This window comes from Pseudarthrobacter sp. NIBRBAC000502770 (genome assembly GCF_006517815.1).
GTDB lineage: Bacteria > Actinomycetota > Actinomycetes > Actinomycetales > Micrococcaceae > Arthrobacter > Arthrobacter niigatensis.
In genome coordinates, this window is record NZ_CP041198.1 from 1,477,105 (window position 1) to 1,500,616 (window position 23,512).

The window sequence follows — 23,512 nt, forward strand, 5'->3', positions numbered from 1 at the left end:
GCGGTGCACGTCGTTGCCACAGCCGGACATGTCGATTCCGGTAAAAGCACCCTGGTCCGTGCCCTCACCGGCATGGAACCGGACCGCTGGGAGGAAGAACGCCGCCGCGGCTTGACCATCGACCTTGGCTACGCCTGGACCACGTTGCCCTCCGGGCAGGATGTTGCGTTCGTCGACGTACCCGGCCACGAACGGTTCCTCGGAAACATGCTGGCCGGCATTGGGCCGGCGCCGGTGGTCTGCTTCGTGGTGGCCGCGGACGAGGGCTGGCAGGCCCAGTCCAGCGACCACCGGGACGCCGTTGCTGCGTTGGGCATCGACCACGGCGTCGTGGTGCTGAGCCGGGCAGACCGGGCCACGGGGCAGCAGGTTGCAGACGTGCTCTCGCGGACCCGCGCAGAGCTGGCCGGGACAGGGCTGCGGGATGCTCCCGCGGTGGTGGTGTCCGCCATCGACGGGACCGGGCTTCCGGAGTTACGGGCAACGCTCGACGACGTCCTGGCCCGGGTGCCTGCCCCGGTCACCACCGGGCGGGTCAGGTTGTGGGTGGACCGCTCGTTTACCATCACCGGTTCCGGAACCGTGGTGACCGGAACCCTGGCGGCAGGAACGCTGGCCCAGGGCGACCGGCTGGAACTGCTCGGGCACACCGGTACCCGGACTGTGGTGGTCCGGGGCCTGCAAAGCCGTGACACCTCCTACCCTTCCGTGGAGCCGGTAAGCCGAGTGGCATTGAACCTGCGCGACGTTGCAGCGACGGACGTCCGGCGCGGAGACGCCCTGGTCTCCCCGGGCGCCTGGCCCACCACGGCCGTGGTGGGCATCCACCGCACCACCGGGGCGGCATACACGGACGTACCGGAACAACTCATGGTCCATGTCGGCACCGCATCCGTGCCGGCCCGGCTGCGTCCCTTCGGGGCGGACCACGCCCGGCTGGTCCTCGACCGGCACCTGCCCCTGGTCCTGGGGGACCGGCTGGTGCTGCGCGACCCCGGAAGCCGCACCGTGCTGGGCGGCGCACGCATCCTCGATGCCGACCCCCCGGTCCTGCGGCGGCGCGGTGACGGTGCCCACTGGGCCCAGCGCCTTGCGGGGATGGATCCCTCAGGTGATGTGCTGGGGGAAGTGGCGGCCCGCAGGGCCGTGCAGCCAGACCGCCTGCGCCGGCTCGGACTGCTGTCCGGGCATGACGCCGAGGCACCCGCCGGCGTGCAGGTCATCGAGGACTGGTGGGTGCACGCTCCCGTCTTTCAGTCCTGGCAGCACCAGCTGCGCGCCGCGGTCCAGGCGCTGCAGGAGCGGGACGCCCTGGCACCGGGCCTTTCCATGGGCGCCGCACGGGACCTTCTCAAGTTGCCCGACGAGAAGCTGCTTTCCCACGTCATCCTCGGGGCCGGCCTGGAACAGGACGGCGGCCACGTCCGGATTCCCGGGAGCCAGGGCAACCTTGGACACATCGAGCCGGCCATCGCCAGGCTGGAGGGCAGGCTCGGCGTGGACGCCTTCCGCGCCCCCGAAGCCGATGAGCTGGCGGCACTCGGCCTGGGTGCCCGCGAGCTCGCCGCGGCCGAGCGCACCGGACGCATACTGAGGCTGCGCGACGGGGTGGTGCTGCTGCCCACCGCACCGGCTCTGGCCATGCGCACCCTCGCCGGTTTGGAGCAGCCCTTCACCACGAGCCAGGCGCGCCAGGCCCTCGGCACGACACGCCGGATAGCCGTGCCGCTGCTGGAACACCTCGATGCCCGCGGCTGGACCAGGAGGCTCGACGCCGGGCACCGCACCGTAGTGCGCTGACCCGCCGTCGGCCGGGAAAGCCGCCGGCCCCGGTTAGCCGGGGCCGCCGTCCCGGAGATGGCGCAGGATGTCGTCCACTACGCGCGCGAGCGGCGCGGAGGCGTCGATTGGGATGCCGCCCGGCGGGATTTCTTCCCGGGTTACGTGCAGGTGTTCGATCAGCTGCCGTTCCGCCGCCTGGCCGCCCCATTCGTCCGGCGGCCGCTGGTCAAGGCGCCGACGCAGCGTTTCAACATCCGTCTCCAGGACGAAGACGGCATCGAACAGGTCGATGAAGGAGGCCAGGTTCCTGGACCCGCCGCAGAAGAATGTCGCTGGTTCCCGCTGGTCTGCGGCCAGCTCCCGGACGTCGGCCACCCGCCAGAGGTGATGGCTGTGCACTGCGGTTCCGGTGATCCCCGCAACCGGTTCGCCGGTTTCCGGATCACCTTGGTAGGCGAGGTCACGGTCTCCGTTGATGGCCTGGTAGCCGCGCCGCCGCAGTTCATGGCATACAGCGGTCTTACCTGTACCGGAACCGCCCTCGACAAGGTAATTCTTCCTGCCCATGCCTGATGGTACCGACGAACGGCAGGGGTGTGATGGTTTGATTGGTCGGTGCTTCGTGTAAAACGCTTTGTGGTCTTCAGCCTTTTCGTGCTCTGTGCCAGTGCAGCGTTCTCTTTCTGGGTGATGGGCCAGGCAGGCGCCGGGGACATCGCCGCCACGCCGGCGCCGCCCCTCGCCGCGGCCAGGCTCCAGGCCGCGCCTGACGGGATCGCCACCGCCGTCAACGTCACACCGGTCCCCGAATCCACGTGGCTTGGCCACGCCGCCGCAGCAACCGGCATTCCCGTGCGCGCGCTGCGCGCCTACGTCAGTGCCGTTGTCACCGCCAACCAAGCTGCTCCCGCGTGTGGAATCGGCTGGAACACTTTGGCCGCCGTCGGCTTCGTCGAATCAGCCCACGGAACCTACGGCGGCGGCAGCCTGAGTTCCGCCGGCCAGGCCAGCGGCCCGATCGTGGGCCCGAGCCTCAACGGTGCAGGGTTCGCCGCCATTCCTGACACCGACGGCGGAGCCTTGGACGGTGACGCGCAATGGGACCACGCGGTGGGCCCGATGCAGTTCATCCCCTCCACGTGGCGGATCGCCGGGATGGACGGGAACGGGGATGGGGCAGCGGACCCGTTCAACATTGACGATGCAGCCTTAAGCGCGGCCACATATCTGTGCGGCCACGGCGGTGACCTCACCACTGCCCGGGGCTGGGCGGATGCAGTGCACGCCTACAACCAGTCCGACGCCTACCTCCGCCAGGTGCGCTCCCAGGCCACCGCCTACGCAGCGGCAACGGACACGGTCCAATGACGGGCAGGCGAAGCAGCGGGCCCCGGCGTCCTGCCCGTCAGTCGCGCTGCCAGGTGACCGGAAGCTCCTTCAACCCGTAAACGATGCTGCTTTCCATGCGCTCCAGTTCCGCTCCGGGAGCCAGGGAGAGGCCCGGCAGACGGGTCAGCAGCGCCTCCAGGGCGATCCTGGCCTCAAGCCGTGCCAGCGGGGCACCCAGGCAAAAGTGGATGCCATGGCCGAAGGCCAGGTGCCGGTTGGGGCTGCGGTCGATGTCGAACTCAGCGGCCGCCGGGAACTGCTGCCCGTCGCGGTTGGCCGAGCCGATCCACGCCACTATCGGAGCGCCGGCGGGAACCCTTTGGCCGCTGAGGACAGTTTCCGCGACCGCCACCCGGTACATGGACTGGACCGGTGACCGAAAGCGGAGGACTTCTTCGAGCGCCTGGGGGAGCAGGCCCGGTTCCTCAAGGAGCCGGCCAAGCGTGCCGGGTGACTCGGCCAGGCACAAAACGGCGTTGCCAATCAGGTTGGTGGTGGTCTCATTGCCTGCAACCAGAAGTAGGCTGCAGAAACCGAGCAGTTCCGGCACCGTCAGCCGTTGCCCGCCGATCTCCGCGGACAGCAGGCTGCTGATAAGGTCCGTGCCGGGCCTGCTCCGGCGCCGGTCGATCAGGGCGAGGAAGTATTCCACCATTTCTGACGTGGTGGTGTCCTGGGTTTCGCCCGCGGGAGCGGTCCGCGTTTGGCTGACGATGACATCAGACCAGTGCTTGAAGCGCTCCCGGTCCTCCGCGGGAATGCCCAACAGCTCCGAAATCACGATGACCGGCAACGGATAGGCCAGGTCCCTGATCAGGTCCGCGCTTCCGCCGGCAGCGATCCCGTCGAGGAGCTCGTTGGTGAGTCCGGCGATGCGGGGAGCCAGACCGGAGATTTTTGATCCTAGCCCTGGCGGGCCCCGGCGTCATCAGGTCCGGGCCGCTGGCTGCGCGTCCCGCACGTATGGCCGGGGGATGGGGTAAGTTCGGCCCTATGGAATGCGTAGTGATCTACAGCGTGCGCGAGGGTGTGGACAGGGCGACGGTCATGTCCGTCTATCCCCGGCACAAGGCCTTCTACGAGGCTTTCCGGGCCGACGGCGGAGGGCTGACTGCCCTGGGCCCTTTCCAGTCTCCCGAAGCCGGCCTGAGCTCAATGGGCATCTTCACTTCGCGCAGTGAAGCTGAACGGTTCATCGCCGGAGACCCCTTCGTAACCGAGGGGCTCGCAGACCCCAAGCTGCTCGAATGGAATGCCGTGCACCTCGCCTGAGGGACGCAGCCGCACGCAACTTTCCCATCAACAGGACCACTGAACGCGAGGACTCACCATGCAGCACCGGACCCTGGGCCACAGCGGCGCCGTCGTCACCAGCTTCGCGCTGGGCACCATGACGTTCGGCGCGGAGGCGACCGAAGAAACCTCCCACGACATCCTGGACAGCTACTTCGACGCGGGCGGCAACTTCATCGATACCGCCGACGTCTACAGCTCGGGAGTGTCCGAAGAGATCATCGGACGCTGGCTGGCCAGGCGGGCGGGCCTGAGGGACCGGGCGGTGATCGCCACCAAAGGGCGTTTCCCCATGGGAACGGCACCGAACGACGTCGGAACATCGCGCCGGCACTTGACCCGCGCACTCGATGATTCCCTCCGCCGCCTGGGAGTGGAACAGATCGACCTGTACCAGATGCACGCGTGGGACCCCATCACCCCCCTGGAGGAGACCCTGCGGTTCCTGGACGACGCCGTAGGCCGCGGGAAAATCGCGTACTACGGGTTTTCGAATTTCCTGGGCTGGCAGCTCACCAAGGCGGTCCATGTTGCACGCAGCCAGGGCTGGAACCCGCCCGTCAGCCTGCAGCCCCAATACAGCCTCCTGGTCCGGGACATCGAACATGAGATCGTACCGGCCGCGCTTGACGCAGGAATCGGCCTGTTGCCGTGGTCGCCGCTGGGCGGAGGATGGTTGTCCGGCAAGTACCGCCGCGACCAGCGGCCTTCCGGGGCAACCCGCCTGGGGGAGAATCCCGAACGCGGCATGGAAGCCTGGAAGGCACGCAATGACAACCCGCGTACGTGGGCAGTCATCGACGCCGTCGAAGATATCGCTGCCCACCACAATGTGAGCCCGGCCCAGGTGGCACTGGCCTGGCTGGCACACCGGCCCGCCGTGACGTCCGTAATCCTGGGTGCCCGCTCCACGGAGCAGCTTGCCGACAACCTGGCGGCCGCCCAGCTGCAGCTCAGCGCCGAAGAGGTCACCCGTCTCACCCTGGCCAGCCAGCCCGACGTGGGGGTCTATCCCTACGGGCCCATGGCCCAGGAACAGCGCAGCCGCAAAATGGAGGGCGGACGGTAGCGCCCCACCGGCGGGTAATCGGGGGCCAGCCCTTACCGGGTGTGCTTGAGCACGTCCGGCAGCTCCTCCACGTATACCGTTTGCGGCGGGTCGAAGTAGATCACCAGCACTTCAGCGCCCACCGGGAAGTCACTGGTCTTGTCGAACGGATGGGCGTGGAATGCCATGGTGCCGCCAAGGTAGGGCAGCATGACTTCGCCGATGGTGCCCGGGCCGATGCGGCCGGTGACCCGCCCGATCTTGCCGGTCAGGCTCCTGTCGACCTCCTTGCGCATGGTATCCCTATGCCCCGGAAGCGGTGGGTGGCTGCTTGGCACCCTTGCCGTTCTTCAGCGCGGACCGGAGGGCGGGCAGGTAGTCGCCTGCCTGCGCCAGGATCCCGCCAAGCATCTTGTTGACGCCCTCGCCGCCGTTCAGGACGGTCATCTGCCCGACGTGCGAGAAGGGCTCAGCGGCGGCGGCAATGATGGCGGGCATGTTTTCGGCGAGCTGCTGTGAGATGACCGCGTCCTGGTTGGTGGCGAGGGCCTCGGCCCGCGCCTTGATGCCGTCTGCCTCGGCCAGGGCCTTCGCTTTGATCGCCGAGGCGGCTGCGTCGCCCTTGGCCTTGGTGGCGGCCGCTTCGGCCTCACCCGTAACCTTGGTGGCTCCGGCTGCCGCTGCCGCGGCCGTGGCGTTTGCCTGTGCGGTCACTTCGGTCCGGCGCGCGTTGGCCTGGGCCTCAAGCTCGGTGCGGCGCGCCAGTGCCTCGGCGGCACTGATGTCCGCAGCTTTCTGGCCCTCTGCGTCCGTGCGCTTGGCGTAGGCCTTCGCGTCGGCAGGTTTCCTGATGGTTGTCTGCAGTTTCTGCTCTTCCCGGTCTGCTTCCAGCTTGGCCACCTCTGTTTCCTGCACCACCACCTGCTGCCGTGCTGTGGCCTCGGCCAGCGGCCCGGCCTGGGCGGCATTGGCCCGGGCCCGTTCGGCGTTGGCCTGTGCCACCGACTGCCGGATCGCCGAGACACTCTGCGCATCCGCAATCAGGGCGGCTGCCTCCGCTTCCTTTTCCGCTGCTTCCCGGTTGCGCGTTGCCTCGGCGATCCGGGCCTCCATCTTCACCTGGGCGATATGCGGCTTCGCAATGTTCTGGATGTAGCCGGTGGGATCCTGCAGGTCCTTGATCTGCAGCGAGTCCACCACCAGTCCCAGCTTCTCCATCTCCACACCGCTGGCGCTGCGGACCTGTGAGGCGAGTTTGTCCCGTTCGCGGATGATCTCCTCCACGGTCATGCTGCCAATGATGGAGCGCAAGTGGCCCTCGAAGACGTTGTAGACCTGGCTTTCCATTTTTGGCTGCTGGCCCAGGAAACGTCGGGCGGCATTGGCGATAAAGGGCGGCGCGTCCCCGATCTTGTATATAACCACGCCTTCGACAATGACCTGGATTCCCTGCGAGGTGACACAGGAGACTTTAAGCTCGGTTTCATTCAATGTCAGCGAGAGCGGCCGTACCGTCTGCAGTCCGGGAAGGACCAGGGCACCTTTGCCCGTGACAATCTTGAAATCCATTCCCTCCCTGGTTTCCAGGGTTCCGCGGGTCAGCCCGGAAATGATCAGGGCCTCATTTGGTTCAGCCACTTTCCACATCAGTTTGGTGGCGACCCAGACAAACCCAACGGCAAAGAGCACTCCCAGAATAATGGCGAGCAGCGGAAAGAACGCTGTAAAGTCCGGCATAACCAGATCCTTTCAATGCCGCGCAACGGCATCACGGTAAAACCCCAATAAACACAGCCGCCCATTTATCCGGCTACATAAAACTGCCGTCAATTCCGGTGCTTCCGGCCAGCTGTTGTAGACAGTCTGGTTCGGCCCCGGGCAAGAGTCCATAGCCGTGACGATATTTGCCTGCAGCAACAATAAAAGACGGGCGACGGCGGCACGCACAGTTCCCGGACAGGGTCGTGCGGCGTGGGAAACCGTTGACATGGGCAACCAGTGCTCGCACGATGGAAATGGAACCGCAATGCGGGTCCAGCGCCAGGCATTGACAATTTCTCCTTTTGTTCTTGCCATGAGGCCGGGCGCTCTACTGCATCTGACCAACGGAGTGATGATGAGTATTCAAGGAGTGACCCGGGAGCAGGCCGTACGCCGCGCCACGGTGGCGAGCGTGGTGGGTACCACCATCGAGTGGTACGACTTCTTCCTGTATGGGACGGCCGCCGCCCTGGTGTTTCCCCAGTTGTTCTTCCCGGGCCAGGTTGCCTTCGCCGGCGTGCTGGCGGCTTTCGGTACCCAGTTTGTCGGCTTTGTTGCCAGGCCAATCGGCGCGGCGGTCTTCGGCCATTTCGGCGACCGGATTGGACGCAAGACGACACTTATGGCCACGCTCTTCCTGATGGCCTTCGGCACGGTCCTGATCGGCTGCCTGCCCACGTACCAAAGCATCGGCGTTGCCGCGCCGGTCCTCCTGGTCCTGCTCCGGATCATCCAGGGAATCGGCGTGGGAGGCGAGTGGGGCGGTTCTGTCCTGCTGAGCATGGAATGGGGCGACCAGAACCGCCGTGGTCTGTCCGCCTCCTGGCCCCAGATCGGGGTGCCGCTGGGGCTTGTCCTGTCCACCGGCGTCGTCAGGATCACCACGGCCGCAACGGGAACTGAAGGGTTTGCTGCCTACGGCTGGCGGATCCCGTTCATCCTGAGCATCATCCTGATCGGTGTGGGCCTGTTCGTCCGGCTGCGCGTCATCGAAAGCCCGGAGTTCGACGAAGTCCGCAAGTCCAACAAGGTGGTGCGGGCCCCGATCATCGAGGTGATCCGCCGGCAGCCCAAGGAGATCCTCCTTTCCGCCCTGGTGCGCACCTCGGAGCAGGCGCCCTTCTACCTCTTCATCACCTTCGTGATCACCTACGCCACCAAGCAGTTGAAGCTGGACAGCAACTCGATCCTTGATGACACGCTGATCGCGGCGGCGCTGGGGCTGGTCAGTGTTCCGCTGTTCGGGCGCCTGTCCGACCGCTTCGGGCGGCGGCGGGTGTACGGAACCGGGATTGTGCTTACCGCGCTGTTCGCATTCCCCTACTTTGGGCTGCTGAACACGCGGGACTCCCTGTGGGTTGGCGTTGCCGTGGTGGTCAGCCTGATCCTGCACGACATCCAGTACGGACCGCAGGCCGCCCTGATCGCCGAAAGTTTCGACACCGACATCCGCTACACGGGCGCCGGCCTGGGCTACCAGCTGGCCAGCGTGATTGCCGGAGGTCCCGCACCCCTCATCGCTGCCGCCCTGCTGGCGAGCTATGGCAATTCGACGTCGATTTCGCTGTACATCATCCTTTGCTGCGTGATTGCCATGCTTGCCCTGATCTTCCTGCCCAGGGCCAAGGGGGCGCTGGCCAAGGACGCCGCTGCCGCCGCAATGCCCAGAAACCTGTAGGGCCGGATGCGGACGGACTTTCAACCTGGACACCTGGGGCCGCGGGCCTTCTATAAGTTACTGACGTCAGTGGTGGTTCCGCGGCCCATCGCCTGGGTGTCCAGCACATCCCCGGACGGGGTGGACAATCTTGCGCCGCACTCTTTTTTCACCGTGGCCTCGGTGGACCCGCCGATCATCCAGTTCACCTCCGTCGGCGAGAAGGATTCGCTGCGGAACATCGAGGCGACGGGGGAGTTCGTGGTGAACCTGGCGCCGGCGGCGCTGATCCAGGAGGTCAATGCCACTGGTACCAATTTCAGCCCCGATGTCAGCGAGTTCGATGCCGCCGGCCTGGCCCGTGAGCCCAGTGCCATGGTCCGGCCGCCCCGGGTTAAGGACTCTCCGGCGGTGCTGGAATGCTCGCTTCACCAGACCCTGCGCATGGGTGACTGTGTCCTGGTGTTCGGCCTGGTAGTGCACGCCGCCGTCTCCTCCCAGGTGCTCAGCGGTGACCACCCGGACGTGGCCGGGCTTGATCCGCTGTCAAGGCTGGGCGGGGACGAATGGGGCATGCTTGGCCCCATCCTCCACCTGCCGCGGATCCGTGCCTCGCAGTGGCCTGGTCCTTTCAGGCCGCGGGAGGGCACATGACGGAGCCTGGCGCGGGAGCCATGCCAGCCCCGGGGAGGCAGGCTTCTGATGGCGGCGGTCGGTGTTGACGTGGCGGAGTCCATTGCCACGATTTCCTTCGGCAGCGGCGGGCGGCTCAATGCCCTGGGCCAGAGGGACTGGGAGGATCTGCGGTGCGCAGTACACGGGCTGGCCTCCGGCCCGACCCTGCGCGCCGTCGTGGTGCGCGGCCGCGGTGGAGTGTTTTGCGCCGGCTCTGACATAAGCGAATGGGACGGGACGTCGGGCGCGGACGTTGGCCGGACCTTTGACGTTCTGGAAGCCGCATTGCAGGCACTCGAGGACTTGCCCGTCCCAACGCTGGCCGTGGTCGAAGGGGTTGCGGCCGGTGGGGGCTGCCAGCTTGCCCTTGCCTGCGACCTGCAACTGGTGACCCCAACAGCGCGGATGGGCATGCCCGTGGCACGCCTGGGCTTGCTGGTTCCGGCCACCTTCGCCGCCCGCCTGGCACTGCGGGTAGGTCCGTCCCGGGCCAAGGACCTTCTTTACACGGGCCGTATGCTCACTGCCCGCGAGGCGTGGGACATGGGGCTGGTCACCACCCTCGCCCCCGACGACGATGCGGACGCGGCCCTGGCTGCAGTCCTCGACCCGTGGAAAGGCGTCTCGTCGGCGTCTCTAAAGGCATCGAAGGCAGCGGTGGACGAGGGCCTGCGCCTCCTGACGGAAGCCGGCCGCCGCGCGCCAAAGGGCCCTGCGGTGGATCCGGTGGAATTCCGGGACCGGGTCACGGGCTTTCTCCACCGCCGGACCGGGGCGGGGCCGCCGGCTCCACCACCGTGATGTCCAAAGGCATCCGGTTGACGCGGCGCAGGCGTCCGGCCAGCACGCTGCGGAGTCCGTGAGCCACCATCCGCCGCTTGGTCAGGAACCTGAATTCCGGATGGTCCGAGGTGACAAGGTCCACGATGGGCAGCGCCGCCTCGCCCGCATTTTGTCCCCACAGCCCCACCACCACCTGCAGGCCGCTGAGGCGCTGTTGGTAGCCTGGCTGGGACCGCACCCGCGCCAGGAGCGCAGTTTCCACGAGTCCGGGGTTCATGCCGTGGACCCGGACGCCGGTGCCCTTGGTTTCGAGGCGGAGTGTCTCGGTGAACTGGCGGACCCACCGCTTGCTTGAGGCGTAGGCGTTCTGCAGCGCCACCGGACCCCGGTCGCCCTGGCCGTAGAGGTTGACCAGGTCGCCGTGCCCCTGGCCCAGGAATACCGGCAAGGCAACCCTGGAGCCGTGGAACGTACCCAGGATGTTGGTGCGCACCACGCGCGTGAAGTCGTCGGCGGGCGTCGACGCTGTGGGTCCGTACACCCCCGACGTTCCCGCATTGTTAACCCAGATATCCAGCGTTCCCCGGGCAACGGCCTCGTCGCGAAGCGCCTCAACGTCAGCCAGTTCGGCGGTGTGGCAGCGGCATCCGGATGCCGCGATCCCCTCATCGAGCAGGCGGCGGACGGCCGCAGCAACGTCGTCCCCGGACCTGGCTGCAAGCACCACCGTTGCGCCGTGCAGGCCCAGCACGCGGGCCATGGCAAACCCCAGCCCCCGCGACGAGCCGGTCACCACCGCTACCCGGCCGCGAAGGATGTCCTGGCCAGGCGCCGCCCGTTGGATCCGCATCCCCTTGTCCTACGCCGTTACGGCTGTGGCGGCAAGGGTACCGGCTTAGTGGTCCGTGCCGGGGGAAGCCGCCCGGAGCGCTGCCGCGAGGTAGGGGGCAGTGCGGCTGCTGCGGGAACGCGCGACGGCGGCCGGGCCGCCGGCGGCGACGATCCTGCCGCCGGCGTCGCCACCGGCGGGCCCCAGGTCCATCACCCAGTCGGCGGCCGCCACTACATCCATGGCGTGTTCCACGACGATCACCGTGTTCCCGGCGTCGACCAGGCGGTTCAGCTGTGCCATGAGGAGCTGGACGTCGGCCGGGTGCAGGCCGGTGGTGGGCTCATCCAGGAGGTACAGGGTGTGCCCCCGGCGTGCCCGCTGCAGTTCCGTAGCCAACTTGATCCGCTGGGCCTCCCCGCCGGAAAGTTCGGTGGCAGGCTGGCCAAGACGAAGGTAGCCCAGGCCCACCTCCTGGAGCGTCTTGAGGGACCGGGCGGCCGAGGGCACGCCGGCGAGGAAGCCAGAGGCAGCGTTGACCGTCATGCCCAGCACTTCGGCGATGTTCCTGCCCTGGTAGGTGACCGCCAGGGTTTCCGGGTTGTACCGGGTTCCGTCGCATTCCGGACACGGACCGTAGCTGCCGGGAAGGAACAGGAGCTCCACGGCCACGAAACCTTCGCCCTGGCACGTCTCGCACCTGCCCCCTGCCACGTTGAAGGAAAAGCGGCCGGCCCCGAATCCCCGGCTCCGGGCAGCTCCGGTGGCGGCGAATTCCTTGCGGACCGCATCGAACAGGCCCGTGTAGGTTGCCAGATTGGAGCGCGGGGTCCGGCCGATCGGCCTCTGGTCCACTTTCACCAGGCGGTCGATCAGCTCCAGGCCGGACACGTACCCAACGGTCCCGGTTCCGCCCTGTTCCCCCGCGTCCTCGTCCGGCTCCTCGTCTGGTGTTCCGGTCCCGGCCTGCAGCACGGCGCCGGCGACATCGGCCAGGACCCGGCTGACCAGGGTGGACTTTCCGGAACCGGAGACCCCGGTGACCGCTGTCAGGACGCCAAGCGGAAAAGCCGCGTCCAGGTTCCGCAGGTTGTGCCGGTTGACGTCCCGCAGTTCCAGCCACCCGGCCGCTTCGCGCCGGGCACCTTGCCGGGCGCCGCCGTCGTCCGCTCCCTCCTGTGGGGCGCCTGGGAACAGGAACGGCCGTGTCACGGACTCCGGCACCTCATCGAGGCCCTGCACGGGGCCGCTGTAGAGCACTTTTCCGCCGTCTTCGCCCGCCCGCGGCCCCACGTCCACCAGCCAGTCCGCCCGGCGGACCATGTCCATGTTGTGTTCCACCACGAAGACGGAATTTCCTGACGACTTGAGCTGGTCCAGGACGGCCAGGAGGGGTTCCGCGTCGGCGGGGTGCAGGCCCGCCGACGGTTCATCCAGCACGTAGATGACGCCGAACAGCCCCGAGCGGAGCTGGGTGGCGATCCGCAGCCGCTGCATTTCCCCGGGCGAAAGCGTTGGCGTGGCCCGCCCCAGCGCAAGGTACCCCAGGCCCAGTTCCAGCAGCACGGTAATGCGCTGGAGCAGGTCGCGGGTGATGGCCACGGCCACTTCGTTGGACTCCGATGACTGCTTGCGGGATGCTGTCGCTGCCGCGGCCAGTGTGGTGGTGGGGCGGATGATCGCGGCGAGTTCGGTCATGGGTACCGCGTTCAGCGCGGCGATGGTGTGGCCGGCAAAGGTCACCGCGAGGGCTTCGGGCCTGAGCCCGGTTCCGCCGCACCGCGGGCACGGCCCGGTCTCCATGAAGCGCAGGACCTTTTCCCGCATGGCGGGGCTCTTGGAATCGAGCAATGTGTGCATGACGTAGCTTTTGGCACTCCAGAACCTGCCCTTGTAGGGCTTGGCCACGCGGTCCCGCTGGGGTGTCACCTCCACCACTGGCTGCTCTTCGGTGAACAGGATCCAGTCCCGCTGTTTCCTGGGCAACCGCCGCCACGGGACGTCCACGTCGTAGCCCAGGTGGGTCAGGATGTCGCGTAGGTTCTTGCCCTGCCAGGCACCGGGCCACGCGGCGATTGCCCCCTCACGGATGCTCAGCGAGGGGTCCGGGACCAGGGACGCCTCCGTCACGGTGTGCGCCGTGCCCAGCCCGTGGCATTCCGGGCAGGCGCCGGCAGCGGTGTTGGGGGAGAAAGCGTCCGAATCGAGGGGCGCCGCGCCCTCCGGGTAGCTGCCGGCGCGGGAAAACAGCATCCGGAGCGAATTGGACAAGGTGGTGACCGTTCCCACGGTGGAGCGGGACGTTGCGGTTCCGCGGCGCTGCTGGAGGGCGACGGCGGGCGGCAGCCCGGTGATGAGGTCCACCTTGGGATTGTGGCCCTGCTGGATAAGCCGGCGGGCGTAGGGCGCCACGGATTCGAAGAACCGGCGCTGCGCCTCCGCGTAGATGGTGCCGAATGCCAAGGACGACTTGCCGGAACCGGAGACGCCGGTGAACGCCACGATCGCGTCCCGCGGCACATCCACGCTGATGTTCCGCAGGTTGTTTTCTCGGGCACCGCGCACGCGGACGAATCCGTCTTCGGCGTGGGCCGCCGCGGGAGCGGAGGTGTTCAGCGCGGTCAATGTCCCGGTGTTCTGTTTGGCATGCACCGCTTCGACTCTAGTAGGCGTCCGTGCGTGGCCTGAACTTTCCGGGATCTGTCGGGACGGCGCAGACGGATTTACACTGAAGCATTCCGCGGCGCAGGCGGGGGAAGCGGACCGAAAACACAAGATCAACTACATAGGTGGAAGGGCCGGCCATGGGCAACGCGTCGCAGGGAGCTAACAGGGCAGTATCCGAGGCCGCGTCCGCGAGCCGCAGCCCGGCAGTGCGGATTCTGGCACGCGCCGGATTCGTTTTCATCGGCCTGGTGCACATCCTGATCGGGGCCATCGCGTTGCAGCTGACCAGGGGCCAGGGGGGAGAAGCCGACCAGTCCGGGGCGATCGGTGCCCTGGCTTCCAAGCCCGGCGGCGGCATCCTGCTGTGGGCCGGTGCTGTTGCGTGTGCCGCGCTGGCCCTGTGGATGGTCAGCGAGGCAGTTTTCGGGGCACGCACGGAGACTGACTCCAAAACGAAGCTGAAGAACGCAGCCAGCGCAGCGGGGAAGGCAGTGGTCTTCGGTTTCCTTGCCTTCACCTTTGCCGTCTTCGCCTCCGGCGGCAGCAAGAACTCCAGCCAGTCCGCCAGTGATTTCACCGCAAAGCTGATGGGAGCGCCGGCCGGGGTGGTTGTCCTGGTGGTGGTCGGCCTGGCGATCATTGGCGCCGGCGTCTTTTACGCGTTCCGGGGTGTCACCCGGAAATTCATGGAGGACCTGCAGGACCCGGTAAACGCTCGGACGGCCGTGGAGTGGATCGGCACGATCGGCTACGCAGCCAAGGGCGTGGTGCTCGCCGTCGTCGGAGTCCTGATCATTGTGGCCGCCGCAACCGCGGACCCCTCCAAATCCTCAGGCCTCGACGGGGGGCTGAAGACACTCGGTTCGCAGCCGTACGGCGTGTTCCTCCTTGCTGCCATCGCCGCAGGGCTTATCTGCTACGGCGTGTACTCCATGGCGCGTGCACGCTATGGAAAGTTCTAGGGTCCCGGAGCCCGGCCAGGGGTACCTAATGCCCTAAACGTTCCTGTGGAGTCGCTGTGCATCCTGTTGATCCGGTCACCTTTGGCCCTAAAGTAATCCCACAATTGCCTACGATGGGACACGGACAACAAGACGAACCGCTGCCGGGCACCTGCCCGGCCACCCGGTAAATCCAGGCAGGAGGAGGCGCCATGCAGGACAGCATGCTGCTGCACGGGCACCCCGCCCGGCTGTTGACGGCCGGGGTGGCCGCCATCCTCCTGGCCGTGACGTCGGGAAGCGCCGCCCAGACCCGGCCGACAGCCACCGCTTCACCCCTGGTCCGCGTTGTGGTGGTGGGGGACTCGCTGAGCACCGGCCATGGGACGTCCCCGCAGGAGGCGTGGCCGGCGCTGATGCGGACGGACCCTGGCGTGGCAGGGCTGGAAGTAGTCAACGCGGCCGAGGACGGCAGCGGCTACGTCAGCCTGGGCGACTACAACGGAACTTTCGGGACCCAGGTTGACGACTTCGTCACCCCGGACACCGGAATCGTGGTCTTCTTCGGTTCGGAGAACGACCTTGGCTATGCCTCCTCGGAGGTCGGCGACGCTGCGCTGGCGGCGATGGACAGGGCCGAGGCCCTTGCCCCGGAGGCGAGGATCATCGTGGTGGGGCCGCCGTCGTATACGTCGAATCCCGACCCCGGACTGGTGGATATCAGCGACCAGCTAAGGACCGCCACTGCGAGGGCCGGCGCAGAATTCGTCGACCCAATCTCGGAAGGCTGGATCAGCGACGACTTTGACGACCTGATCGGCCCCGATGGCGACCACCCGACCGTCCTGGGCCAGCATTACCTGCTGGAGCATATCGGGGCGTACCTTGAGCAGGCTGCGCCGGCGGCCCAGGCCGCGCTGGAAGGCCGCCAGGACCTGCACAAGCCGGCTGCCTAGGATCCCGCGGGAGCTTAGACCAGCGGCCAGGGGTAGCGCATCCCCGTGTGGTCAACCGGAAGCACCATGTCCCGCAACAGGTGCTGCACCCTTCGCTGAAGGGCAGCCACTTCGGCAGGGTGGAGCAGCCCGGCCACCTCGGCCGGAACAGCGCCGGCCAGTGGACGGATGTCCTCCAGCAGGTGGTCCGGAATGGGGTCGCCGGCGAAGTCCCAGATTACGGTGCGCAGCTTGAAGGCGGCGGAGAAGCACAGGCCGTGGTCGATGCCCCAGATCCGCCCGTCGGTTCCGCGCAGCACATGACCGCTTTTCCGGTCCGTATTGTTCGCCACGTAATCGAACAAGGCCATCCGGGCCAGGTCGTCGTGGGTCTCCGGGGCGTCGGCATACAGGGTGAAATAGTGTTCCTGATGGTCCCCTTCGATGAACCACTGGAGCGACCCCACTCCAAGCGGGGCGTCCGTGCGCACCACCGTAGGGGGCACCAAGCCCCAGCCCAGCGCTTCGCTCAGATGGAACGCTGCGCACTCGCGGCGGTACAGGCCGGCGTCGAAATCCACCAGCGGCCGTTCTCCCGCCTCCGGCTTGTAGACGGCCCACGCCGAATCACCCTCGCAGGAAACCTCCGCGAGGAACGTGGCATTGCTTCCGCTCATGATGCGGCCCAGCAGCTCCACGCGGCCGTCGGTGAGGAGGGTCAGCTCCCGCGCGGACACCGCATGCCCCATACGCATCCCGGCCTGGTCACGGCGACCTCAGACCGCTGAGGGGTTCCGACGTCGAATTCACCGTGAGCACGGCCGGTGCCTGCCCGTCAGTGTAGGAGATCACAGAGACCGACGCCGGGCTGATCATGATCCGTTGGAAGAGGTCCAGGTGCGTGCCCAGCGCGTGGGCCACGGCCGCCTTGATGGGGTCGGCATGGGAGAAACAAACCACGACGCCACCCCGGTGGGCGGCCCGAAGATCGTCCAGCGTCGCAACCATCCGGGCCTGCATCCCGGAGAAGCCTTCCCCGTTGGGAAACCGGAACGCGGACGGGTTGTGCTGGACGGTCTGCCACTCCGGCAGCGCAGCCAGTCCGGCGAGCGCCGCGCCGGTCCAGTCACCGAAATCGCATTCAAGGAGCCCGGCTTCTTCCGTGACCGGCCGTCCGGTGCGCGCAGCCGTGGGCTCCGCAGTTTCCCGTGCCCGTTCCAGGGGCGACGAGTAGACCGCCTCCACAGGCAGGCCGGCGAGCCGGCCGGCAGCGGCGTCAGCCTGCGCCCGGCCGCGTTCGGAAAGATGCAGGCCCGGGGCCCGGCCCGGCAGGACGGTGCCGGTGGTGGGCGTCTCGCCGTGGCGGACCAAAAGAATCAGTGTGCTTTCTGTCACGGCTCAAGCCTAAGGCCAGCCGCACAGGAATCTGGCGGAATCCCTCGATAAGCCGCGGGGCGGGGATTACCGTAGAGGGGTGACTGATCGCCCCGAAATTTACACCGTTGGTGAACTGCGTGCGGCCGGGTATGTCCTGAAGGACCTGAGGCATGAAATCCGGGACAACCTCCTCGCCGCCCTGGCTGCGGGGCGTGACCCGTGGCCCGGCCTGTACGGCTTCGGCCGGACAGTGGTTCCGCAGCTGGAGCGGGCACTGCTCGCCGGCCACGACGTCGTCCTCCTGGGGGAGCGCGGGCAGGGAAAGACCCGCATCCTCCGCACCTTGGCGGGGCTGCTGGACGAGTGGTCGCCGGTCATCGAGGATTCAGAGCTGAACGAGCACCCCTTTGAACCCATCACCGAACAGTCACGCGCCCGGGCGCTGACCGAGGGGGACCGGCTGCGGGTGGCGTGGCGGCACCGTTCAGAGCGTTACGTGGAGAAGCTCGCAACACCGGATACGTCGGTGGCTGACCTCATTGGCGACGTGGACCCGATGAGGGTGGCCGAGGGCCGCCGCCTGGGGGATCCCGAAACCATCCATTACGGGCTGATCCCACGCTCCAACCGCGGCATAATTGCCATCAACGAGCTCCCCGACCTCGCTGAACGCATCCAGGTGGCCATGCTGAACGTCATGGAGGAACGCGATATCCAGATCCGCGGCTACGTCCTGCGGCTTCCGCTGGACGTGCTGGTGGTGGCCTCTGCCAACCCGGAGGATTACACCAACCGTGGCCGGATCATCACGCCGCTGAAGGACCGCTTCGGTGCGGAAATCCGCACCCACTACCCGATTGAGCTGGAAGACGAAGTAGCGGTCATCCGGCAGGAAGGGCGGCTGGTGGCCGACGTCCCGCCGTTCATCCTTGAAATCCTGGCCCGCTACACCCGGGCGCTGCGGCAGTCCCCTGCCATCAACCAGGCCTCCGGCGTGTCGGCACGGTTCGCCATTGCCGGGGCAGAAACGGTGGCGGCAGCGGCCCTGCGCCGGGCCAGCCTGCGGGGCGAGGACCAGGCAGTAGCCCGGATCATCGACCTTGAGCCCGCCGTGGAGGTGCTGACGGGCAAAATCGAGTTCGAATCCGGCGAGGAAGGACGGGAGGAGGGGATCCTGGACCACCTCCTCCGGACCGCCACCGCTGAAGCTGTCCGGGCCCACTTCCAGGGCCTGGACATGGGCCCCCTCGTGGCGGCCCTGGATGGGCACCGCACCGTCACCACCGGCGAACAGGTCACGGCACGGGAGTTCCTGGGCAACCTCCCGTCGCTGAACGGATCCGGCCTGTATGACGAAATTGGGCGCCGCCTGGGTGCGGCCAACGACGGACAGCGGGCCGCCGCCGTCGAACTGGCCCTTGAAGGGCTGTACCTCGGCCGGCGGATCTCCAAGGAGTCCGACGACGAGGAAACCATCTACGGCTAGGCACAGGAGGCACCATGGCCATCCACAGGAGGTCCGCCAGGTACGGCCGGTATGCCGGCGGTCCGGATCCGCTGGCCCCGCCCGTCGACCTGGCCGAGGCCCTGGACGCCGTCGCCGAAGACGTCATGGCAGGGTACTCGCCGCGGCACGCCCTGCAGGAGTTCCTGCGGCGCGGCGGACGCGACCGGGACGGCCTGGACGACCTTGCCCGGCGGGTGCAGCAGCGGCGGCGCGAGCTGCTGGGGCGCCACCGGCTGGACGGCACCCTGGACGAGGTGAAGAAACTCCTGGACACGGCCGTGCTGGAGGAACGCAAGCAGCTGGCGCGGGACGCCATGATGGACGACACGGACCGCGCCTTCCGCGAGATGCAGCTGGAGAACCTGCCGTCCTCCACGGCGGCGGCTGTCAATGACCTGGCATCCTACGACTGGCAGTCGAGCACAGCCAGGGAAGCTTACGACCGGATCAAGGACCTGCTGGGCCGCGAAATCCTGGACCAACGCTTCGCCGGCATGAAGCAAGCGCTGGAGAGCGCCACCGATGATGACCGGGCGGCCGTGAATGACATGCTCCGGGACCTCAACGAACTGCTGGCAAAACACCGTCGCGGGGAAGATACCCAGGCCGACTTCCAGGAGTTCATGGCCAAACACGGCCAGTTCTTTCCTGAGGACCCGCAGTCCGTGGAGGAACTGGTGGACGCCCTGGCCCAGCGCGCAGCCGCGGCCCAGCGCCTCCTGCAGTCGATGTCCCCGGAACAGCGCGATGAGTTGATGCGGCTGTCCGCCCAGGCCTTTGGGTCGCCCGGGCTGATGGCCCAGCTCAGCGAACTCGATGCCAGCCTCCAGGCCCTGCGTCCGGGGGAGGACTGGTCGGGATCGGAACGGTTCGAAGGGCAGGAGGGCCTGGGACTGGGCGACGGCACCGGTGTGCTGCAGGACATCGCCGAACTCGACGAACTGTCGGAGCAGCTGTCCCAGTCGTACAACGGTTCCACGCTCGATGACCTGGACCTCGACGCCCTGGCCCGGCAGCTGGGCGAGAACGCCGCGGTGAGCGCCCGTACCCTGGCGGAGATCGAACGGGCAATGCAGGAGGGCGGCTACCTTCGCCGTGGCGCCGACGGTGACCTCAGGCTGTCGCCACAAGCCATGCGGCGGTTGGGGAAGTCGCTGCTGCGCGACGCCGCCAAGCAACTCTCCGGCAGGCAGGGAAGCCGTGACACCAGGATGGCAGGTGCCGCCGGAGAACAGACAGGATCCAGCCGGCAGTGGGAGTTCGGGGACGCCGAACCGTGGGACGTCACCCGCACCATGACCAACGCCATCCGGCGCACCATGGCCGACGGCGGGGACCCGGCCCGTGGCCTGCGCCTCGCGGTGGGCGATATCGAAGTCTCGGAGACGGAGGCCAGGACCCAGGCCGCGGTTGCCCTGCTGGTGGACGTCTCCTTCTCCATGGCTGCAGAAGGGCGGTGGGTTCCCATGAAGCGGACCGCGCTGGCACTGCACCACCTGGTCTCCACCCGCTTCCGCGGTGACCGCCTCGAACTCATCACTTTCGGCCGCTACGCCCAGTCCATGGACATCGGGGAACTCACGGCCCTGCCGGCCTTCCGCGAACAGGGAACCAACCTGCACCACGGCCTGCTCCTCGCCGGACGTTTCTTCCGCCGTCACCCATCCATGCAGCCGGTCCTGCTGGTGGTCACGGACGGCGAGCCAACGGCGCACCTCCTGCCGGACGGGGACTCCTGGTTCAACTGGCCTCCGGACGCAGAGACCATCCGCGCGACGGTTGCCGAGCTGGACCGCCTTGGCCGCGCCGGCGTCCAGGCCACCTTCTTCCGCCTGGGAAGCGACCCCGGCCTGGAGCGGTTTATCCAGCGGATGGCCCGGCGCCTGGAGGGCCGTGTTGTCGCCCCGGAGGTGGGCGACCTTGGTGCGGCGGTGGTGGGGGAGTACCTGCGTGCCCACGTCCGCAGCTTCTATGGCGACGCCGGATGGGAGCTTTGATTTCTCCCATCGAGCCCGGCCTGCGAGATGAGTTCGGTCAGCCAGGGACGGTGTTCGCGGTGGAACGTCAGGCCCGCGGGCAAGCCCTGCACCGCGGCTTCGCTGCCAGTGATGTCGATAGTGATGCGGCCGCCGGCCAGGGGTGCGTTGGTGATGTGCAGGTTCCCGTAGGACTAGGGCAGGGCCGGATCCATCCAGAAACCGCCTCGGGAGACGTGGGCGTCATACCGCATCAGGCAGGTGATCAGCATGATCGGCGTGGTGGCCGCCCAGGCCTGCGGGGAGCATGCCGTGGGGTAGGGCACCGGCTGGGCAACCTGCTCCCGGCTGAAGCCGCAGAACAGCTCCGGAAGCCGGCCGCCGGAAAAGTCAGCGGCTTCAAGCAGTGCGGTGGCGATGCGCTGGGCCTCATCGACGAATCCGTACCGCATGAGTCCCGCCGCGATGATGGCGTTGTCGTGCGGCCATACGGAACCGTTGTGGTAGCTGGCCGGGTTGTAGGCGCCCATATTGGAGGCAAGGGTCCGGACACCCCAGCCGCTGAACATTTCCGGAGACATCAGCCGTTCAGCCACAAGCGGCACCTTGTCGTCGTCAACGATGCCACGCCACAGGCACTGCCCCATATTTGATGCGCAGGCATCAACCGGCCGTTTGCGGCCGTCCAGGGCAACTGCAAAGTAGCCGCGGTCCGGCAGCCAGAATTCCTCGTTGAACCGTTCCTTCAACCGTGCCGCCTCGGCGGTGAGCCGGGCTGCCAGGGGTGCATCCCCGGCATCAAATGCCATCCATGCCCGGGACAGGAGCGCTGAGTAGACGAGCGCCTGCACCTCGCACAGCGCGATGGGCGGTTCGGCGATGGTTCCGTCCGCAAAATTGATCCCGTCCCAGGAGTCCTTCCATCCCTGGTTGATGAGGGGCTGGTCGTTGAGGCGCTGGTACTCAACGAACCCATCGCCGTCTTTGTCGCCGTAGTTCCTGACCCAGTCCAGGGCGCGGTCGGCGTTGGGAAGGAGAGCGGCAATGGTGTCCTTGCCGGTCCGCCAGCGTCTGCAGGGTGCCCAAGGCCAGGGACGGGTCCACGGGAAGGGCCATTTCCGAAGCCCACAGCGAGTCACGACCGAACAGGGTCATGAACCAGGGGGCGCCGGCTGCCACCACGATCCGTTCCGGATGCTCGGGGTCTTCGATCCGGAGAGCGCCGAGATCGTCATAACTGCGCCGCAGCGTCCGTTCAATGGAACGGTTCGTCATCTGCAGTCTGGGGATTTTGGCAACCCATTCCTGGTGCCGCCGGTCACTCGGGGAGAGCCCGTGCCCGGCCGGGCGCCAAACGTTGTCCTGTCCTGCGGGTGCCACGCTCAGCCTCGTGGACCACTGGCCGTAGCCGGGAATCACGGCATGGTATGCCAACGCGCCGGCGGAGGCGACGGCGCCACGGCCCCTGACCAGGACGGCCTTCCGCAGGTCCTGCCAGGCCGCACTGATGATCAGCGAATCGCCGTCGGCTCCGCGGGTGACGTCCCAGCGCCGCTGGACCCTTGCTTCCTTCACCTCGAACAGGTCGGCAAAGTCCGAATCGACGCCGACGGAAACGTTGCAGGCGACGGGAAGGCCCGAGTAGTTGCGGATGGTGATTTCCTCGACCACTCCGGCTGCCACTTCACGCAGGCGCTCCACGATCAAAGGGCTGTCCGCGTACCCGTCGGCCCGGGGAACGCGGCCGATGAACAGTGCCCGGTAGGGTTCCTTCGTTTCCGCCGTCAGTGGTTCGAGCGGCGAGCCGTTCACAGTCATACTCCATCCGGACAGGATGCGGGTGTCCTCATGGAATACGCCGTGGGGCAGGTCCGGGTGGATGTCCCCGTTGGCGGCGGAGATGCAAAAACATGAGCCTTCCACCAAGGTGACGGTTCCCGCGCCCACCGGCCCCGCCGCTGTGTCTGAATTCCACCCGGCCATGTCCGCTCCTTTGACGGCTGCGATGCCTCCGGCGGGATAGACGCTACGCCTGTGGAAGGGCTGATGAAAGGGGAGGCGGCACCCTTGTACGTCCCGTCCGGTCGGGCATAACATGGCCGGCACATCGATGCCGATCAGTCCTGAGGAGGCAGCCATGGGCGCCGCACCAGCTGAAATGTCACCAGCGACACTGATGGTGGACCTGATCATCTCCCTGGACGGGTATGCCTCCGCCGAGGGGTGGCCCGGGTGGTGGGGACTGGAAGGGCCGGAATACCTGGCGTGGCTCGGCCAGGAGTCGGCAAAGGAGTACACCTTCCTCCTGGGGGCGAACACTTACCGGCTGATGTACGGAATGTCTGCGCAGGCCGCGGCAGACCGGTCCGGTTTCTCCGAGGAGGAGGGCGCCAGTCTCACCGGGCTGTCCGCCGTGCCGAAATTCGTTTTCTCCTCCTCGTTGCACGCGCCGCTGGACTGGCCGAACTCGACCTTGGTCACCGGGGACGCGGTTGAGGCGGTCCGCGAACTGAAGCGCACGCAAAAAGGGCCGCTGAGTACCCTGGGAAGCATCAGCCTGGCCCGGTCGTTGCTGGCGGCCGGTCTCGTGGACAGGTTCCGGCTGGTGATCTTCCCTGTGATCACCGGGGCCACCGGCCGGGAGCGGATCTACGATGGCTACCCTGATGTCCGGCTGGAGATGGTGCAGAGCAGGACGTTCGACGGCAGGCTCCAGCTTCTCGAGTACGTACCCACGGTGCTCACCGGGCCGCCGGGCACCCGGAAACAGTGATGCGAAGAAAATACTTGAAGGTTGAAGTACTTTGGGTTACCTTTAAGTTTAAGTTTCAAGTATCCACTGCCCGCGATCCCGGAGGCTCTTTTGACCGTCGCCACCCATGCAGCCCCGCC

General features: G+C 67.2%; 20 protein-coding genes and 1 pseudogene. 12 read left to right on the forward strand and 9 right to left on the reverse strand.

What is annotated here, in order from left to right; all coding sequences use genetic code 11:
* The first annotated feature begins 3 nt into the window (after positions 1 to 3).
* Positions 4 to 1,800, forward strand: a complete 1,797-nt coding sequence (gene selB, locus NIBR502770_RS07155) for a selenocysteine-specific translation elongation factor (RefSeq protein WP_141181499.1) — start codon at positions 4 to 6, stop codon at positions 1,798 to 1,800.
* 33 nt (positions 1,801 to 1,833) lie between these two features.
* Here selB and NIBR502770_RS07160 read toward each other — a convergent pair whose 3' ends face one another.
* On the reverse strand, positions 1,834 to 2,349 hold the full coding sequence (locus NIBR502770_RS07160; RefSeq protein WP_141181500.1) for a nucleoside kinase: 516 nt from the start codon (positions 2,347 to 2,349) through the stop codon (positions 1,834 to 1,836).
* Positions 2,350 to 2,418: 69 nt separating this feature from the next.
* Between NIBR502770_RS07160 and NIBR502770_RS07165 the strand changes: the two genes are divergently transcribed.
* Positions 2,419 to 3,150 (forward strand): lytic transglycosylase domain-containing protein, encoded by a 732-nt coding sequence (locus NIBR502770_RS07165; protein WP_370871409.1) that lies wholly within the window; start codon positions 2,419 to 2,421, stop codon positions 3,148 to 3,150.
* 37 nt (positions 3,151 to 3,187) lie between these two features.
* On the opposite strand, the gene NIBR502770_RS07170 is transcribed toward NIBR502770_RS07165, so the two are convergent.
* Positions 3,188 to 3,952, reverse strand: coding sequence for a cytochrome P450 (locus NIBR502770_RS07170; protein WP_246857441.1), 765 nt, complete (start codon positions 3,950 to 3,952; stop codon positions 3,188 to 3,190).
* Between the two features lie 224 nt (positions 3,953 to 4,176).
* On the opposite strand from NIBR502770_RS07170, the gene NIBR502770_RS07175 reads away from it, so the two are divergent.
* Both NIBR502770_RS07175 and NIBR502770_RS07180 read left to right on the forward strand, forming a co-directional pair.
* Entirely contained in the window at positions 4,177 to 4,443 is a 267-nt protein-coding gene (locus tag NIBR502770_RS07175) for a YciI family protein (protein ID WP_246839689.1), read from the forward strand.
* A gap of 58 nt (positions 4,444 to 4,501) precedes the next feature.
* Positions 4,502 to 5,533 (forward strand): aldo/keto reductase, encoded by a 1,032-nt coding sequence (locus NIBR502770_RS07180; protein WP_141181502.1) that lies wholly within the window; start codon positions 4,502 to 4,504, stop codon positions 5,531 to 5,533.
* A gap of 32 nt (positions 5,534 to 5,565) precedes the next feature.
* Here the strand turns inward: NIBR502770_RS07180 and NIBR502770_RS07185 are convergent, their stop codons facing one another.
* Together NIBR502770_RS07185 and NIBR502770_RS07190 are read right to left on the reverse strand one after the other, a co-directional pair.
* Positions 5,566 to 5,808, reverse strand: a complete 243-nt coding sequence (locus tag NIBR502770_RS07185; protein WP_141160562.1) for a hypothetical protein — start codon at positions 5,806 to 5,808, stop codon at positions 5,566 to 5,568.
* Positions 5,809 to 5,815: 7 nt separating this feature from the next.
* Positions 5,816 to 7,249, reverse strand: coding sequence for a flotillin family protein (locus tag NIBR502770_RS07190; protein ID WP_141181503.1), 1,434 nt, complete (start codon positions 7,247 to 7,249; stop codon positions 5,816 to 5,818).
* A 379-nt stretch (positions 7,250 to 7,628) separates the two neighbouring features.
* Here NIBR502770_RS07190 and NIBR502770_RS07195 point away from each other — a divergent pair, with 379 nt between their 5' ends.
* From NIBR502770_RS07195 to NIBR502770_RS07205, 3 genes are all read left to right on the forward strand, one after another.
* Positions 7,629 to 8,951 (forward strand): MFS transporter, encoded by a 1,323-nt coding sequence (locus NIBR502770_RS07195; protein WP_141181504.1) that lies wholly within the window; start codon positions 7,629 to 7,631, stop codon positions 8,949 to 8,951.
* A gap of 69 nt (positions 8,952 to 9,020) precedes the next feature.
* On the forward strand, positions 9,021 to 9,584 hold the full coding sequence (locus tag NIBR502770_RS07200; RefSeq protein ID WP_246839688.1) for a flavin reductase family protein: 564 nt from the start codon (positions 9,021 to 9,023) through the stop codon (positions 9,582 to 9,584).
* A 48-nt stretch (positions 9,585 to 9,632) separates the two neighbouring features.
* The gene (locus tag NIBR502770_RS07205) at positions 9,633 to 10,406 is read left to right on the forward strand and encodes an enoyl-CoA hydratase/isomerase family protein (protein ID WP_141181505.1); all 774 of its coding nucleotides are present in this window, start codon (positions 9,633 to 9,635) and stop codon (positions 10,404 to 10,406) included.
* Here the strand turns inward: NIBR502770_RS07205 and NIBR502770_RS07210 are convergent.
* On the reverse strand, positions 10,351 to 11,238 hold the full coding sequence (locus NIBR502770_RS07210; RefSeq protein WP_141181506.1) for an SDR family oxidoreductase: 888 nt from the start codon (positions 11,236 to 11,238) through the stop codon (positions 10,351 to 10,353). The genes NIBR502770_RS07205 and NIBR502770_RS07210 overlap by 56 nt on opposite strands.
* Before the next feature lie 45 nt (positions 11,239 to 11,283).
* Positions 11,284 to 13,869 (reverse strand): excinuclease ABC subunit UvrA, encoded by a 2,586-nt coding sequence (locus NIBR502770_RS07215; RefSeq protein ID WP_141181507.1) that lies wholly within the window; start codon positions 13,867 to 13,869, stop codon positions 11,284 to 11,286.
* Between the two features lie 152 nt (positions 13,870 to 14,021).
* Here NIBR502770_RS07215 and NIBR502770_RS07220 point away from each other — a divergent pair, with 152 nt between their 5' ends.
* Positions 14,022 to 14,846, forward strand: coding sequence for a DUF1206 domain-containing protein (locus NIBR502770_RS07220; RefSeq protein ID WP_141181508.1), 825 nt, complete (start codon positions 14,022 to 14,024; stop codon positions 14,844 to 14,846).
* A 191-nt stretch (positions 14,847 to 15,037) separates the two neighbouring features.
* Positions 15,038 to 15,781 carry an SGNH/GDSL hydrolase family protein gene (locus NIBR502770_RS07225; RefSeq protein ID WP_141160554.1) on the forward strand — a complete coding sequence of 248 codons (744 nt, stop codon included), beginning with the start codon at positions 15,038 to 15,040 and terminating at the stop codon, positions 15,779 to 15,781.
* A 14-nt stretch (positions 15,782 to 15,795) separates the two neighbouring features.
* Here the strand turns inward: NIBR502770_RS07225 and NIBR502770_RS07230 are convergent, their stop codons facing one another.
* Positions 15,796 to 16,515, reverse strand: a complete 720-nt coding sequence (locus tag NIBR502770_RS07230) for an SCO1664 family protein (protein ID WP_246857442.1) — start codon at positions 16,513 to 16,515, stop codon at positions 15,796 to 15,798.
* 10 nt (positions 16,516 to 16,525) lie between these two features.
* Positions 16,526 to 17,155 carry an MSMEG_4193 family putative phosphomutase gene (locus tag NIBR502770_RS07235; protein WP_141181510.1) on the reverse strand — a complete coding sequence of 210 codons (630 nt, stop codon included), beginning with the start codon at positions 17,153 to 17,155 and terminating at the stop codon, positions 16,526 to 16,528.
* A 79-nt stretch (positions 17,156 to 17,234) separates the two neighbouring features.
* On the opposite strand from NIBR502770_RS07235, the gene NIBR502770_RS07240 reads away from it, so the two are divergent.
* Positions 17,235 to 18,623 carry a sigma 54-interacting transcriptional regulator gene (locus tag NIBR502770_RS07240; RefSeq protein ID WP_141181511.1) on the forward strand — a complete coding sequence of 463 codons (1,389 nt, stop codon included), beginning with the start codon at positions 17,235 to 17,237 and terminating at the stop codon, positions 18,621 to 18,623.
* A 14-nt stretch (positions 18,624 to 18,637) separates the two neighbouring features.
* Entirely contained in the window at positions 18,638 to 20,641 is a 2,004-nt protein-coding gene (locus tag NIBR502770_RS07245) for a VWA domain-containing protein (protein WP_141181512.1), read from the forward strand.
* On the opposite strand, the pseudogene NIBR502770_RS07250 reads toward NIBR502770_RS07245, so the two are convergent.
* Positions 20,614 to 22,603 (reverse strand): annotated as a pseudogene (locus NIBR502770_RS07250) (glycogen debranching N-terminal domain-containing protein). The gene NIBR502770_RS07245 and the pseudogene NIBR502770_RS07250 sit on opposite strands and share 28 nt — an antisense overlap.
* A 154-nt stretch (positions 22,604 to 22,757) precedes the next feature.
* Between NIBR502770_RS07250 and NIBR502770_RS07255 the strand changes: the two are divergent.
* Positions 22,758 to 23,393, forward strand: a complete 636-nt coding sequence (locus NIBR502770_RS07255) for a dihydrofolate reductase family protein (RefSeq protein ID WP_141160550.1) — start codon at positions 22,758 to 22,760, stop codon at positions 23,391 to 23,393.
* Positions 23,394 to 23,512 lie beyond the last annotated feature (119 nt).